This is a genomic window from Rothia mucilaginosa (genome assembly GCF_901875305.1).
Taxonomy (GTDB): domain Bacteria; phylum Actinomycetota; class Actinomycetes; order Actinomycetales; family Micrococcaceae; genus Rothia.
The window spans coordinates 302,275-317,872 of sequence record NZ_CABFLY010000003.1 but is presented as its reverse complement, the minus strand read 5'-3'; the positions used below and the strand labels follow the sequence as shown (position 1 = coordinate 317,872).

Sequence of the window (15,598 nt, the reverse complement as noted above, 5' to 3'; positions counted from 1 at the left end):
TACCGCCGTTGCCCCGCTCGGGTAGGGGGTTTGGTCACCTGTGCGCTCAGGGCGTGCAGGCGGGCACGGCGGTGTGCGGGCCATGAGCGTCAGGCAGGATCGGGGCGCCGTTCGGCCCCGGAAGCCGGAGGGCGCGGGCCGCCCGGTACACTGGATAGCATGAGCGAGCAGCATTACTTTTCTGAGATCCCCGAGACGGAGTTCAAGCCCCGCCCCGTGCAGGTGGAGCTGGTAGGCCGCATGGTCACCGTCACCACCGCCAACGGCATCTTCAGCCCCTCCGGCATCGATAAGGGCACGGCCATCCTGCTTCAGGAGGCGCCCGAACCCCGCGGCGAGCGCCTCCTTGATATCGGCTGCGGTTGGGGCCCCATCACCCTGACCCTGGCGATGCTCGCCCCGCAGGCTCAGGTGCACGCCGTGGACGTCAACTCCCGCTCCATCAGCCTGACCAAGCGCAACGCCGCTGCACTCGGACTACCGAACGTCACCGTGGGAACCCCCGACTCAGTCGACCCCGAGTTGCGCTTCGACACCATCTGGTCGAATCCGCCAATTCGCGTGGGCAAGGAGGTTCTACACGAGATTCTGCTGACCTGGTTGCCACGCCTGGCCCCCGAGGGGGAGGCATACCTGGTGGTGCAGAAGAACCTCGGCTCCGACTCACTGCAGAAGTGGCTGGATGCGAAGCTGGACGAGCTGTACCCAGGCGAGTTTGAGGTGTCGCGATATGCGACCTCGAAGGGCTTCCGTATTCTGCAGGTGCACCGCTACGAGGACTAAAACCTGTAGCGCAGATTGCTAAAAACATAAAAGCGGCGGGTGTTTTCTGAATGTGTTGTCAGAAAACACCCGCCGCTTTTGTCTATAAAATCTCTGGTCTAGGACTGTTCGTTATCGCAATACGACGGTCGCAACCATCTGCGCCGGACCAGCCAAGACAACATGCTCCAGCTCGTCCGGGCCCAGCACGAAAGTCACCGCGAGGGTACCGCCGGGCACGTGTACGAGCCATTCGTCCGGTGCTTCCTCGCCGCCCCAGAAACGGGTCGCCGCAGCCGCAGCACACGCACCGGTACCGCACGACAGGGTCTCGCCCACGCCGCGTTCGTGCACGCGCATACGGATAGCACCAACATGTGAACCACCATCGTTATCAAGATCAGCCGGCACCACAAACTCAACGTTCGTGCCATCTGCGGGCACGGGGTTGACCTGCGGCTGGCTGTGCAGGTCCAGGCCGTCCAGCTTGCCCTCGGAGCCGAGCATGACCACGGTGTGCGGGTTACCCATCGAGATGGACAGGCCAGCACGCGGAGTCTTCAGGCCACGTGCAGACACCAGGCAGTCCTCGCCTCCCTCACGGGCGGCGTCACCGTGAATGAAGCTCCACGGGCCCATATCAATCGCGTAGCCCTCTTCGGTACGGGCGACGGTCTTCACACCGGCGCGGGTACCAATCTGCACGGTCTGGCCAATCTCAAGCTCAATCAGACCCTCGGTGCGCAGGTACTCCACGAAGGCTCGCACGCCGTTGCCGCACATCTCTGCGATAGAGCCGTCACCGTTGCGGTAGTCCATGAACCACACAGCGTCGGGGTATTCCTCGAGCAGCTTCTGACCCGCGCGGGAGGCGGTGCTGTGGGCAGCGCGAATGAAGCCGTCCGCGCCGATGCCGAAGTGGCGGTCGCAGGCGCGGGCGACCAGCTCGGGGGTGAGGGCAATCTCTGCGTTTTCGTCCGTCACGAAGACGAAATCGTTACCGGTGCCGTGACCTTTGGTGAGGGTTAGGCCTGCCAGCTCGCCCCAGATGGAAGGGTTCTCGCTCATATGCTGTCCTTAAAGTTGGTGACCAGTCCGTCTATGATTTTACCGCGACGACCGGTTCGAAGGGGTATCTGTTTGGCTACAGCTCGTTATTGTGGCTTATCGGGTACTTCCTCGGATGATGGCTTCCGCCTCATCTGCAAGGGTGGGTGAGAGCGCATCCAGCCAGTGCACACGCGGGTCCGCACGGAACCAGGTTAGCTGGCGGCGCGCAAACTGGCGGGTAGCAATCGTCGTATCCTCAATCGCCTGCTCCACACTGTAGTCCGCATCCTCAAAGGCGCGAGCGAACTGCGCGTAACCAATCGCGCGGGAGGCGGTCTTGCCCTCCTGCAACCCCTGCGTATTCAGGGTGCGAATCTCATCGAGCAGACCCTGCTCGTGCATCAGCTCCACGCGGCGGTGCAAACGCTCGTGCAGCAGGGCACGATCCATATCCAGACCAATCTGAATACTCTCAGTCACGTACTCGCGCACCGGCATGAACGCCGAGAACGGGCGGCCCGTCACCTCGAACACCTCCAGGGCACGAATAATGCGGCGCTCATCCTTCACACGCGCGGCCGACTCCGGGTCTACCTCCGCCAGGCGGGCATGCAGAACACCAATACCCTCGGTACGTGCCTGCTCCTCCAGGCGCTCACGCACCCGCGCATCCGTTCCGGGGAACTCCAACTTATCGAGGGCGGCGCGCACATACAGGCCGGAACCACCCACCAGAATCGGGTAGCGGCCACGGCCGCGAATCTGCTCAATCAGCTCACGGCTACGCTCCTGAAACTCCGCCACGGACGCCTCATCCCGCACATCCATAATGTCCAGCAGGTGGTGCGGGACGCCGCGCATCTCCTCAGCGGTGACCTTCGCAGTACCGATATCCATGCCCCGGTAGAACTGCATGGAGTCGGCGTTAATGCACTCGCCGTTCAGGCGCAGAGCCAGCTCGATGGCGAGCGCGCTCTTACCGGTGCCGGTCGGGCCCACAATAGCGATAACGGGCAGAGTTTCGGAGATAGTCATGCGCCCCATTCTACCGGTTCCCTCACCCCCACTCGCGGTGAGGATAAGGGCCCGAAGAACAGGGCGCATGATTCGTTATAGGTTTTAGGGGCGCAGACCGATGGTCGGCATGCCCAGACCCACCGGCGCACCGGGCACCTGGGTGGTGCCGGTACCGCAAGAGTCAGCCTGGGAGCGGTCCCACGCGTCACCGGCGCGGGTGCGGCGCAGCTGGTACTGCTCGGAGGTCGGGTCAGAAATCAGGTGGAAGGAACCAGCCTCGGTAATAGGCACGGTCACCATGTCGCCGGGGCGGGGAGTCTCGCAACCTTCGGGCACCGAGAAATGCACGAGGCGCTGGTCCGGTCCACGACCCGAGAGGCGGTGGGTCTGCTCAGCCTTACGACCAGCCTCCGCAACCACCATCAGCTCAACGGTCTTACCGAGCTGCTTGCGGTTCTCTTCACCGGCGATGCGGTCCTGCAGGGCAATCAGACGCTCGTAGCGTTCCTGCACGACCTCCTTCGGGATCTGGTTCTCCATGGTCGCCGCGGGGGTGCCGGGACGAATCGAGTACTGGAAGGTGAATGCGGAGGAGAAACGAGCCTGCTCCACAACTTTCAGAGTCTCCTGGAAGTCCTCTTCGGTCTCGCCGGGGAAGCCCACAATAATGTCGGTGGTGATCACGGCGTTCGGGATGCGCTCGCGCACCTTGTCCAGAATGTTTAGGAACTTCTTGGAGCGGTAGGAACGGCGCATGTCCTTGAGCACCTTGTCGGAGCCGGACTGCAGCGGCATGTGCAGCACGGGCATGACGTTCGGGGTTTCGGCCATCGCGTCGATTACGTCGTCGGTAAACATGGCCGGGTGCGGGGAGGTGAAGCGCACGCGCTCCAGGCCCTCAATTTCACCGCAGGCGCGCAGCAGCTTGGAGAACGCCTGGCGGTCGCCGAACTCCACGCCGTAGGAGTTCACGTTCTGGCCCAGCAGGGTCACCTCGATAGCGCCGTCGTCGACCAGCGCCTGAACTTCGGCGAGTACGTCGCCGGGGCGGCGGTCCTTCTCCTTACCGCGCAGGGACGGCACGATGCAGAAGGTGCAGGTGTTGTTGCAACCCACGGAGATAGACACCCAGCCGGAGTACACGTGATCACGTTTGGTCGGCAGGGTGGAGGGGAAAACTTCGAGAGATTCGAGCAGCTCCGCCTGCGCCTCGTGGTTGTGGCGGGCACGCTCCAGCAGAGTCGGTAGGGAGCCGATGTTGTGGGTACCGAACACGACGTCCACCCAGGGTGCCTTCTTGATAATGGCGTCCTGGTCCTTCTGCGCCAGACAGCCGCCCACGGCAATCTGCATACCCTTGTGGCGGCGCTTGACGGGGGCCAGCTGGCCGAGGTTACCGTAGAGGCGGTTGGCGGCATTTTCACGCACCGCGCAGGTATTGAAAACAACCAGGTCGGGTTCGACGCCCTCCTCAGCACGAACGTAGCCGTTGGCTTCAAGCAGACCCGACATTCGCTCGGAGTCGTGCACGTTCATCTGACAGCCGAAAGTGCGCACTTCGTAGGTGCGGGGGCTGGTTTCGGTGGTCTGGGCGGAATCGCTGAGGGTCGAAGTCATGCCCTATAGGGTATCCGATGGGAGATAATGGCTCTATGCAGGTTTCCCTTAGTAGTGACATTTCGCGTTTTTCACTGAACGATTCTTCCGGCTCTTCCGATGTCCCCGCGCAGCAGGCGGAGGCTCCCAAGGCGCTGAACCCGGAGGGGGCCGCCCCCGAGGCCGAGCGCTCCCCTAGCGGCGAGGCCGACCCTACCGGCAACGCCCTCGACGAGGCCCTCATCCAGGAGGCCATCACCCTCTACACCCCCGTGCCGCCCCAAGCGAGCGCAGACTCCGCCGCGATGCGCCGCAATCTCTCGCGCATGCTGGCCTGGGCGAGGGGCCTAGAGCAATCCGGCGGCCGCGACCTTGCGAACGTACGGATCCTGGGAACTGGCATGCGCTCGGTCGTGGTGCGTGTGAACTTTGAGGATTCCGGCCCCGCGGAAGCCGCCGAGGCCCTGCCCTCCTCCATGATTCTTAAGCGCTACCGCCGCAAATATTCCACGCAGAACGCCGGCGGTTTCGGCTACCTGCGCGAACGCTACGGTCTGCCGGCCCTCAACGAGCAGGTGCCCGGGCTCTTCCCGCGGTTCTACGGTGCCGACGCCGAACTGCGGGTTATCGCGCTCGAGGATGTCAGCGCAGGGACCGCCGAGGGCGAGCAGTACTCGGTCGCCCACGCCCTGCTGGAGGGCACCGAACAGCAGGCACTGGACGCGCTGAACTACTACATTGAGGCGTACCGCTCCCTTGCCGCCAGCGGCATTATGGGTGAGGCGGTGGAGGACTACCGCCTGAACCTGGCGCGTGCCGACCGCAAGGCACAGTTCCCGGGCGCTATTGCCTCGCCGGGGTTGGCCGAGCGCGGTTTGAAGAAGCTGTACGGTGTGGCTGATGAGGCGCGCACCCCCGAGCACGATGCTGACTCTAGCCCCGCCTCCAGCCCATCCGCACATGAGGACGCACCCGTTCTTCCCGCCGCAGTGGAGGAGCTCTCCTTCCGCTTCCGCCGCGTTCTGCAACCCTTCTTCACCAAGCGCCCGCCCGTTCCTGAGCAGTTCAAGCTCAACCGTGGCAAGGTGTATATGCTCTCTTCGGGCGATTTTTCGCCGCAGAACGTGCTCATCGGCCCGGCCGAGGACGCGCCGGCGCGCATCGTTGATGCTGAAGGCACCTGCCTGCACCACCGCGGCTTCCCCTTCGTTGAGGCGATGCTGGGCTTCCCCTCCTCGCCGGAGTACCCGCGCTATCGGGTGGACCGCAAGAAGGCCCTGCCGGCGCTGTACTCCGCGCTCTTCGACGACGCTCCGCTCGAGGCACACCTCGCCGAGGATCTCGCGGTGTGCACCGCAATCACGGTGTGCGTGCTCGTGGAGCTCTACTCCGCTTCCCCGCGCGCGACCCTGCTCCCGATGATTCGCCGCGAGGGCGCGCAGCTGATGCGCCTGCTCCTGCAGATTTCGGGTTCTCAGGATGCAACGCTCGCCGAATGTGCAGAGCGTCTGGACGCACCCGAGTAGGGAGCGGCTATAGGCCTTTGACAGGGCGCTTTATGGCTTGAGAAAGAACAAGGGTGAGCCCGCCACAGTGTATGTCTGTAGCGGGCTCACCCTTTTGTTCCTCATAGCGCGGAGCGTACCCGCACAGTCCTCCTGCCAATCTCTTATCGAAGGCCTCTACCAGAGCTCGTCCTCCGCACCATAGGCGGCCAGCTCCTCACGAATCACCGACATTGACACCGAGGAGGAGTACCCGCGGCGAGCCAGCATCCCCAGCAGTCGGCGGGTGACCCTATCCTTTTCAGCTCGGTCGCTCAGATCCATACCGGGGCACAGCTTCTTACGCACCAGCTCGGCGGCGTCCTCACGTTCCTGCTCGTCGGTGCGCTGAGCCAGGGCGTTCTCAGCTTCTTCACCGCGCACCCCGCGTTCAGCAAGCTCACGGCGTAGCGCGGCGCGGGAGAGCTTCTTGGTGCGGCTCTTCTGCGCCACGAACGTTTGGGCGTATTCGGCATCGTCAATGAGTTTTGCCGCCTCGAACTTATCGAGTAGCGGCTCGATGAGCTCCGCTTCGAAGCCTTCTGCCTGCAGTTTCTTACGCAGCTGACCTCGGGTTTTTGCCGAGTACGCCAACTGGTTGTACACGATGGTTTTAGCGCGCGTGTAGGGGTCGGCTTCTTCGGCTGTGCGGGCGGCACGCACCTTCTGTTTCCAGGAGGGTTGCTGCCCACCCATCCCCGCGGAGCCGTTCCCGCCGTTTCTCGGCGCGTGAGCCTCAGAGGCTTGAGAGCCTCGAGGGGCGGCCGGGCGCTTGCCGCTACCGATGCCCTGCGCCTCTTCCTCGGCGATGCCTCGAATAAAGGCTTCCTCGGCCGCGGTGAGCTTCTCGTTCAAGTTGCTTCCCTCCCTGAATAGGTTGCTCCCCGAGCCGCGGCCCGAGGGGCTCTTTCGGGTTTCCTCGTCGTCGCTCCGAGCCCCGAAGGCGGGCGCGTAGGGCGAGCGCTTCTGCATCTTTTCCCGCTGCGCCGGGCTCATGCGACGGAATCCGCGCTTGTAGTCGGTGTTCTTGGAGGCACACGAAGACTTGCGTTGCTTCTGCTTATCCCGCTGAGCTGCTTGCCTCTCAATTTCTTCTTTTTCTTCGGCGGTAAGTCCCGACCCGATGGATGCGGCACCGGCCCGGCTCATGCGACCGGCCGCCATGGGGCGCGGTTCTGCGCCTCCCGGCATGAAGGCCCGCACGGGAGCTTCATCGATGGAGACGGCCGGCAAGTTCGGGTCCACTCGCAGGCTGCGGCGCGGCGAGCCCTCGGAGGCTCCTTCGGCCCCTTGTTCCGCTTCCCCGCCCGGTACGGGTTCGAGGGGCGCCGTGGGCACCGGAAAGTAGCCCGGGTAGTCGTCGCCAAGGTCGCGGGCGATGCTTTCTTCAACAAAGCCGTGCGCGGCAGGATGCCAGTCCGGGAACTCCTCAGCGGCTACCGGATCCGTAGCACTGTTCCGCACCCATTTCGTAGGTACGTGTCCCTTAGACGCAGATGGTTCTGGTACAGGTTTTTTCGATACAGGTTTTTCGTGCGGCAGCGCAGCGGGCGCGGAGTCCAGAACAGCAGGAGGCGCCTCCCAGGTAAGGGTAGGCTCCGCCAGGGGCGCGGGCGCTTCGAAGGCCAGTGCCTCGAAGGCTCCCAGCTCGGCCGGGGCGGTGGGTGCTTCAAAGGTGAGGGGTTCAAAGCCTCCGTGAGCCGCGATACCGCCGTCCGCCGATTCAAACCCTGAAAAGCCGTCGGTGCCCGACACCGCGCCACCGAGGTTCTGTGCCGGAGAGGACCCGAAGAAAGGTTCGGTTGCGTCCAGGGCGGCGAAACCGGCGTCGTCCTCGCGCATACCGTCACGCTCGCCGCCGCGCGCGTTCTCGTCTTGGCCGAATACGCCTCGTTCCATCTGCCTGTCCCCTCCTCTCTTTCTAACCCACCGGAGCCCGTGTGCCTCCGGTTGGAGGCGCTCCCCCATTGTATCGAGCCGCACCGCCGCCGGTTCCGGCTTAAACGGTAATCGCCGCGCACCGTGCGAAAAGCACAGCGCACGGCGATTACCACGCGTTGTCGAGCGGACCGCACATCCTATCGGGGACGGGCCAGGGTTTAGAACTCCTCAGCCAGCTCGTCCAGCGGATCGTTCTCGGTGCCCTCGGCCTCTGCGGCCTCCTCGGTGGGCTCCTCCTCGATGATGCCCAGCTTCACCAGAACCTTGTACTGCAGTTCCTCAGTCAGCTCGGGGTTGTCCTTGAGAAGCTTACGAACGTTCTCACGGCCCTGGCCCAGCTGCTCACCGTCGTAGGTGAACCATGCGCCGGACTTCTTGACGATGTCGTTCTCCACGGCCAGGTCGAGAATACCGCCCTCGACGGAGATGCCCTCACCGTAGAGGATGTCGAACTCGGCCTGCTTGAAGGGCGGAGCCATCTTGTTCTTCACAACCTTGGCGCGGGTGCGGTTACCAATCGGGTTCGCGCCGTCCTTCAGGGTCTCGATACGGCGAATGTCGATACGCACCGAAGCGTAGAACTTCAGGGCCTTACCACCGGTGGTGGTTTCGGGCGAGCCGAAGAACACGCCAATCTTCTCGCGCAGCTGGTTGATGAAAATCGCGGTGGTGCCGGTTGCGGAGAGGCGACCGGTAATCTTACGCAAAGCCTGGCTCATCAGGCGGGCCTGCAGACCGACGTGGGAGTCACCCATGTCGCCCTCGATTTCGGCGCGGGGCACCAGCGCGGCCACGGAGTCAACCACCACGATGTCCACGGCGCCGGAGCCGACCAGCATATCCATGATTTCCAGGGCCTGCTCACCGGTATCGGGTTGGGAGACCAGCAGCTGATCGATGTCCACGCCCAGCTTAGCGGCATAAATCGGGTCGAGAGCGTGCTCGGCGTCGATGAACGCGGCCACGCCGCCAGCCTTCTGCACGTTAGCCACGGCGTGCAGGGCCACGGTGGTCTTACCCGAAGACTCGGGACCGTAAATCTCAATTACGCGACCGCGGGGCAAACCGCCGATGCCGAGAGCGGCATCCAGGGCAATGGCACCGGTAGAGATAACCTCGGTGGTAGTGGTTTCCTTATCGCCCAGGCGCATCACGGCGCCCTTGCCGTAGTTCTTATCAATCTGTGCCATGACGGCTTCAAGTGCCTTGGCGCGACCCTCTTCGGGAACGCGAGCTACGCTCTGAGACTTGGTGCTCTTAGCCACGTTAGTACCTCGTTCTTTGTGGTGTCAGTGATGACGTCAATAATGTTTCTAGGATTCGGCGGGGCTCGTCGCCCGGGCTTCTCGCCTGCCGGTTCCTTCTGAGACTACTCTAGGGTCACGACCTGACAGGATAAGGCCATTTTCACGATTTGTGGAAAAATCCCGAGGATTCTTCGAAAAATTCTCGATGTGGAAAAGTTTAGCACGAATCGAACAAAATTACGAGGTATTTTCGAATACCTCGCATAAAATTTCGGCAAATATTTTCGAATATTCGAAACCCGCCGAGACCGCCTCAATCGGCGTGTGCTCACCTTCCGGACTCTGGAGCTCGCCGTAACCCGGCAGCCACGGCTCCCCGCAGTCCGTCCCCGTGACATCTCCACCGCGCCCCGGCACTCACCGAGCTAACACAACGGCTCCTTATCCGGACCCCAGCGGCGTTCCTGCGGAATCTCCTGTTCCTCACAGACGGCAAACCAGACCGTCTTCGGATTGACTCCGGCATCCAGCGCCTCGGCCGCCGTCCGGTGGCCCAGGGATCCCAGCACCAAATCCCGGGCCAGCACCGGGGCGTACCCAGCACCAAATTCGTGCTCCATGAGCGCCCAAAACTCGCTCAGCTTCATCGCATCCTCCTTCATCTCACCCAGCGGCAAAGCGCCCGCGCCCACCTGCGGAGCACCCACCCCGGACTCTCCATTCTCACAATTCCGTCTCGTCACACGCCCGACAAAGAACCGATGCCGCACACCCGTTCGGGGTGTACGGCATCGGCCCAATAGCGGTGCGGTGCTCCCGCACCCTCACGTCTTAGAGGGAGACGTAGTAGTCGTTCTTGTAGCGCTCGGACAGCTCAGCCGGAACGGTATCCGGAATCTGAACGCCCTCAGCGACGGCCATACGATCGGCAACCTCGCGCAACATCTGGGACATCGGGATGTCCAGAGCCTGGCAAATCCAGGCCAGCAACTCGGAGGAAGCTTCCTTCTGACCGCGCTCCACTTCACTCAGGTAACCGAGGGAAACACGGGCACGCTGCGAAACCTCTCGCAGAGTGCGACCCTGACGCTGACGGACATCGCGAAGAACCTCACCGATGGCCTGGCGGAGGGGAACAACTCGTGCTTCCTCAACGACCGGGGCCACCTGCTGAGGGGTCTCGTCAATTTCCTTCCACTTCGTAATACCGTTGATTGATACGCGCTGCTTAGCCATGAGCTTCTTTATCACTTTCCTGAGTAGGTCTTCCCGACGCGCGGGACTGTACAGAGTTAAGCCTAACCGATTTTTAGGATGCGAGCTACAAAACTCGCTATTTTCGTCATCTTCTTCAGGCTCGTATCTATTCAAACAGACCAAGCTATGTGTTTATTCCCTTGAAGCTGGGAGAAGACTGGGAAATTCTTTGAAACGTAAAATATTTTCCCCGAGTCCTCCCCCATGCTTTTCCCCGAAGCTTCACGGGCACCGCACCAGTCACCTTGCGCGCCGCCGGGCTACTACAGGGTCATGTCACAGGGCCATGTCACAGAGCCGTTTGCAGAGTCGAACCTTAGAGGCTCTCCCTCAGAGAGCCCGAGGCGCTCCCCCGTACCGCGCGAGCCAGCAGCGCAATCGCATCCGCGGAGGCCGCCGCGCGAACCTGAGCGCGATCGCCGTCGTAGTGACGTTCGAACACCTCGCAGCCGCCCGGGGCGTGCACCCCGATAAACACGGTGCCCACCGGCTGGCCGTCCGCCGGGTCGGGCCCCGCCACGCCCGTGGTCGACACCGCGTAATCGGCACCGCACACCCGCGCCGCACCGGCCGCCATCTGGGCCGCCACCTCCGGGTTCACCGCGCCCTCGGTCGCAAGCAGCTGAGCATCCACGCCCAGCACCCGCGCCTTCACCTCATAGGCGTAAGAAATCACGCCGCCGCGGTAGTAGGCCGAGGCGCCGGGCACCGTGCAAATCGCGCCACCCACGTCCCCGCCGGTCAGCGACTCAGCCGTGGCCACCTGCACCGGACGTTCCTGGGATGCGCACGAGCGCACCGCATCGCGCAGCAGCAGAGCCGCCGCCTGCGGGGTACCCGAAAAAACCTCGGCGCGCGCCAGCTCGGGCGAAGCCGGCTGACCGCCTTCGTTCAGAAGAGGAACCATGATTCATCCTTTCCCGGCGGCCGGAACGACCCGACCGCCCGTTCACGCACCCGCTTCTTCCACGAGCGCCCCGGTGTTCGAGCGCCGCCACCGCTCGCCCCGGATACAGTTCGGGGGAGCGGCACGGGCCGCTCCCCCATCAACGCCTATTGAGCGCGCTGTTTCTGCGCGGCCTGGTTCTGCAGCCAGGTGCGGCGCAGGTTGTAGGCATCGCGCACATACACCAGGCCGGTCCACACGGTAATCGCTGTAACCGCACCCATCAGCACCCAGCCCGGCACCAGCCAGCCCAAGCCCAGCTGGCCCAGCGGCAGGAGCATCAGCACCAGCGCCACGGTCTGCAGCACCGTCTTGATTTTGCCGCCCTTACTAGCAGCCATGACGCCGTACTTGATGACGAACAGGCGCATCACCGTAATGCCCCACTCACGCAACAGAATTACGATGGTCACCCACCACCACAGCTCGCCCATAGCCGAAAGCACAATGAACGCGGCGCCGGTCAGGAACTTATCGGCAATCGGGTCGGCAATCTTGCCGAAGCTCGTGATGAGGTTGCGGGAACGCGCCAGATAGCCATCGGCCCAGTCCGTGAGCATGGCAAGAATAAAAATAATCCACGCCAGCCAGCGGTGGGTCGGGTCATCGGCGCCGAAAGTACCGCCGCTAACCAGCGCCACGATAAAGAAGGGCACCGCGATAATGCGCAGAACCGTCAGCACGTTCGGAACGTTCCAATTCGACGTGCGAGGCTGCACCACCCGGACCTCATCGGTGGGGGCTGGGGTGTGAGCGTCGCTCATGGGTGCTCCTTAGAGTCGGCGGGCTCGGCGGGTGAGCCCGATGTCATGGGTTCGTTCGAGGCGGGCCATACACCGCGCGAAGCGCGAGCACAGCCCCGTCAGATAGCGGCACTGAAGGGTATCGGGAACGCACAAACGCCCCGTACGTCCATTATACGGGTGCCTCATCGGGCACCGCCGAACGTACGGGGCGCTTGTGGATAACGCGTGAGCCTAGCGGCCCGTCAGCTGCCAGGCGTCCTCCGAACCCTCGTCATCGGATTCGTCGTAATAATCCGTGACGGGCTCCCCCGGGCCCACCGCGTTCGCGTACGGGTCGGCCGCCGGTGGCTCCTCACCGCGAATACGTGCCAAGGTCGCCTGTAGGTCATCCGGGCGGACCAGCACCTCGCGGGCCTTCGAACCCTCCGAAGGGCCCACTACTCCCTGCGACTCCAGCAGGTCCATGATGCGGCCGGCCTTCGCGAAGCCCATGCGCAGCTTACGCTGTAGCATCGAGGTCGAACCGAACTGCGTGGTAATCACAATCTCGGCCGCCTGCAACAGATCATCGAGGTCATCGCCGATTTCCTCATCAATCTGCTTCTTCGCGGCAGACACCATCACATCCTCGCGGTAGATGGTCGGGGCCTGCTTCTTCACGTGCTCAACCACAGCGTGAATCTCAGACTCAGACACCCACGCACCCTGAACACGCATCGGCTTCGAAGCGCCCATCGGCAGGAAGAGCGCGTCACCCTGACCAATCAGCTTCTCGGCGCCAGGCTGATCCAGCACCACACGGGAGTCAGTGACCGAAGAAGTCGCAAACGCCATACGGGACGGAACGTTCGCCTTAATCAGACCGGTCACCACATCCACCGACGGACGCTGGGTCGCCAGCACCAGGTGAATACCCGCCGCACGCGCCAGCTGCGTGATACGCACGATGGCCTCTTCCACGTCACGCGGAGCGACCATCATCAGGTCGGCCAGCTCGTCCACAATCACCAGCAGGTACGGGTACTCGTGAATCGTGCGCTTGCTACCGGGCTCCGGCTGAACCTTACCCTCGCGCACCGCCTTGTTGAAATCGTCCACGTGCTTGTAGCCGTAGTGGGCAAGGTCATCGTAGCGGGCGTCCATCTCGCGAACCACCCACTGCAGGGCCTCGGCGGCCTTCTTCGGGTTCGTGATGATGGGCGTAATCAGGTGCGGAATACCCTCGTAGGCGGTCAGCTCCACGCGCTTGGGGTCGACCATCACCAGGCGTACCTGGTCGGGGGTTGCGCGCATCAGAATCGAGGTAATCATCGAGTTCACGAACGAAGACTTACCGGCACCGGTCGCACCGGCAACCAGCATATGCGGCATCTTGGCCAGGTTGGCCAACACGAAGCCGCCCTCAACGTCCTTACCCACGCCCATGACCATCGGGTGGTGGTTCGCGTGGGCCTGCGGGGAACGCAGCACGTCGCCCAGGGCAACGGTCTCACGGTCCGTATTCGGAATCTCAATACCAATCGCGGACTTACCCGGAATCGGGGACAGAATACGAACATCCGGGCTGGCCACCGCGTAGGCGATGTTCTTGCTCAGCGCCGTCACACGCTCCACCTTCGTGGCCGGCCCCAGCTCAATCTCGTAGCGGGTCACGGTCGGTCCGCGCGAGAAGCCGGTCACGTGGGCATCCACCTTGAACTGCTCCAGCACGCTGGTGAGGGCCTCGACCACGTGCTCGTTAACCTCGGAGGATTCCTTGGCGGGCGGGCCGGAAACCAGCATCTCCTCCGAAGGCAGCACGTAGGCGCCGCGGGAGGACTGCACGACCTGCTCGCCGCGGGCCTGCTCGGTGGTCGCGGTCTGGGTGTTGTTCTGCAGGGAGCGGGATAGACCGCCAGCGGGACGTGCCGCTTGCTGCGACGCGCCCTCGCTCGCACTCTGGTGCGCGCCCGCCGAATGCATGCGGGTCGGAATCGGGGCTTGATCCGCGGTAGCACCTCGGCCGGCCTCCTGAGCGGATGCACCCGCGGTCGGAACCACGTCGTGGGGCCTGGTCTGCGGGGTGGACTCGGAGGGAGTCTGTTGCGAGGAGTCGGCGCTGAAACCGTCGTAGGCCTCAACATCGAAGAGAGGCTCCTCCCCCGGGATGCGGCCGTGCGCCACCGCCGCACGCTGCACCTGTTCCAGGCGGGCGGCGGGAGCCTGAGAGGCCTCCACGTCAAAGAGATCGGGACCGTTCGAAGCCGCGGCAGGAGCCTGGTTCAGACGACCAGGCAGACGGCTCAGGCGGTTCGGCTTGGAGCCGGTACGAGCGCCCGGAGCGGAGGTGGCGGGCTGCACGGGCATCTGGGTGGTCTCGGGGTGGGCGTCGTCCACCACAGCGTTCACGAAGGCCTCGTCACCGGCGTACTCGTCGAGAGGGCCGTCGTCGCCCTTGGAAACACCAAAGCCCAACCAGCCGCGCAGACGCGCCATCAGGCCACCGCCCGCAGAAGAGGATCGGACCGGCTTTTCGTCGTCACCGTACAGGTAGCTACGGTCGTGTTCCTCGGCGTTCAGATCCACGGTCTGGGTTGCATCATCCGAAGAGGAGCGCTCACGGGTGGTGCCGTTGGGCTTCTCGCCCAGGGCCAGACCCACCAGGTACAGGGTGCGAGGCACAACCTGGCGGATTGGGGTGTTGGTCATGACCATCAGCCCGGCGAGCGCCAGCAACAGGTGAATCAGGATCTCCACCGCCGTAATACCCCCGCTCAGACGAACGATGGGGGTACCGAGGATTACTCCCGTGACGCCACCTCCGGCCCATACGGCCTCGAAACCGTCCGCGAAGGTCGGGTGCCCAGCATGACGGGCGAAGAAGAGGGAGGTGGCAATCAGCAGAAGCAGAGACCCCAAAGTCACCCGGTTATTACGTTTGACCTGGTCGGGGCTCCGGAAGACGCACCAGGCGAGCACAAAGCTGAGCACCGGAATCAGCAAAGCGCCCTGACCGAAGATACCGCCGAGCATCGTGTGCCAGGCGTCCAAAGGTGCGCGCAACAGGCCGAGAGAGGTGTGGGCGCGCCAGTTGTACCACTCAACGCCAGCACTGATCAGGCCGAAGAGCAGCAGTACAAGTGCTCCGCCGTCACGACGCTGTTCGGGTTCCAGGTCGGTGCGTGCCGTGCCGATCGAACGCACCGCCCCGCCAATGGCATGAGCTATACTCAGCCAGACGGAGGCAATGGCGCCGGCGATAGGATTCGTCGCCTCGGCACCGCGACGGGCACCGCCCCTCGAGGAGGTGGTGCGCTTGCGGGTGGTTTTCTTTGACTTAGCGGTCGTACTACGACCCTTCGTGGTCCGTGGAGCCATACCTTTTAGAGTATCAACCTTCCCGTTAATCTAACGATTTCTTCGTCATCCGCGAGCGCCAGGGCTACATATGGGGCGTCGAGCACGGGCGCTATGCCAGCCGAAAACCCGCTGAGCCCGGCCCGCCCGGATGCA

General features: G+C 63.5%; 12 protein-coding genes. 2 read left to right on the top strand and 10 right to left on the bottom strand.

Translation table 11 applies throughout. From position 1 onward, the window contains the following. Positions 1–159 precede the first annotated feature (159 nt). Complete coding sequence (locus tag JX292_RS05445) at positions 160–783, top strand: class I SAM-dependent methyltransferase (RefSeq protein ID WP_204862297.1); 624 nt, start codon at positions 160–162, stop codon at positions 781–783. A 111-nt stretch (positions 784–894) separates the two neighbouring features. Here the strand turns inward: JX292_RS05445 and dapF are convergent, their stop codons facing one another. From dapF to miaB, 3 genes are all read right to left on the bottom strand, one after another. Continuing rightward, positions 895–1,830, bottom strand: coding sequence for a diaminopimelate epimerase (gene dapF, locus JX292_RS05440; RefSeq protein WP_204862295.1), 936 nt, complete (start codon positions 1,828–1,830; stop codon positions 895–897). 96 nt (positions 1,831–1,926) lie between these two features. Further along, entirely contained in the window at positions 1,927–2,847 is a 921-nt protein-coding gene (gene miaA / locus JX292_RS05435; protein WP_430538710.1) for a tRNA (adenosine(37)-N6)-dimethylallyltransferase MiaA, read from the bottom strand. 84 nt (positions 2,848–2,931) lie between these two features. Beyond that, positions 2,932–4,446, bottom strand: coding sequence for a tRNA (N6-isopentenyl adenosine(37)-C2)-methylthiotransferase MiaB (gene miaB / locus JX292_RS05430; protein WP_204862291.1), 1,515 nt, complete (start codon positions 4,444–4,446; stop codon positions 2,932–2,934). Between the two features lie 35 nt (positions 4,447–4,481). On the opposite strand from miaB, the gene JX292_RS05425 reads away from it, so the two are divergent. Next, positions 4,482–5,951, top strand: coding sequence for a hemin ABC transporter substrate-binding protein (locus JX292_RS05425; RefSeq protein WP_239653649.1), 1,470 nt, complete (start codon positions 4,482–4,484; stop codon positions 5,949–5,951). 156 nt (positions 5,952–6,107) lie between these two features. Here the strand turns inward: JX292_RS05425 and JX292_RS05420 are convergent, their stop codons facing one another. The 7 genes from JX292_RS05420 to JX292_RS05390 form a co-directional block, all read right to left on the bottom strand. Then, the gene (locus JX292_RS05420; protein WP_204862289.1) at positions 6,108–7,868 is read right to left on the bottom strand and encodes a RecX family transcriptional regulator; all 1,761 of its coding nucleotides are present in this window, start codon (positions 7,866–7,868) and stop codon (positions 6,108–6,110) included. Positions 7,869–8,068: 200 nt separating this feature from the next. Further along, a complete protein-coding gene (gene recA, locus JX292_RS05415; RefSeq protein WP_204862287.1) occupies positions 8,069–9,175 on the bottom strand; it encodes a recombinase RecA in 1,107 nt (368 codons plus the stop codon). Between the two features lie 407 nt (positions 9,176–9,582). Beyond that, positions 9,583–9,804: a DUF3046 domain-containing protein gene (locus JX292_RS05410; protein WP_204862358.1), complete on the bottom strand. Its 222-nt coding sequence runs from the start codon at positions 9,802–9,804 to the stop codon at positions 9,583–9,585. 184 nt (positions 9,805–9,988) lie between these two features. Further along, positions 9,989–10,393 (bottom strand): helix-turn-helix domain-containing protein, encoded by a 405-nt coding sequence (locus tag JX292_RS05405; protein ID WP_204862286.1) that lies wholly within the window; start codon positions 10,391–10,393, stop codon positions 9,989–9,991. A 337-nt stretch (positions 10,394–10,730) separates the two neighbouring features. Beyond that, positions 10,731–11,324, bottom strand: a complete 594-nt coding sequence (locus JX292_RS05400) for a CinA family protein (RefSeq protein WP_204862356.1) — start codon at positions 11,322–11,324, stop codon at positions 10,731–10,733. A 143-nt stretch (positions 11,325–11,467) separates the two neighbouring features. After that, entirely contained in the window at positions 11,468–12,124 is a 657-nt protein-coding gene (gene pgsA / locus JX292_RS05395; protein WP_204862284.1) for a CDP-diacylglycerol--glycerol-3-phosphate 3-phosphatidyltransferase, read from the bottom strand. 213 nt (positions 12,125–12,337) lie between these two features. Then, a complete protein-coding gene (locus tag JX292_RS05390) occupies positions 12,338–15,463 on the bottom strand; it encodes an FtsK/SpoIIIE family DNA translocase (RefSeq protein WP_204862283.1) in 3,126 nt (1,041 codons plus the stop codon). Between the last annotated feature and the right edge of the window lie 135 nt (positions 15,464–15,598).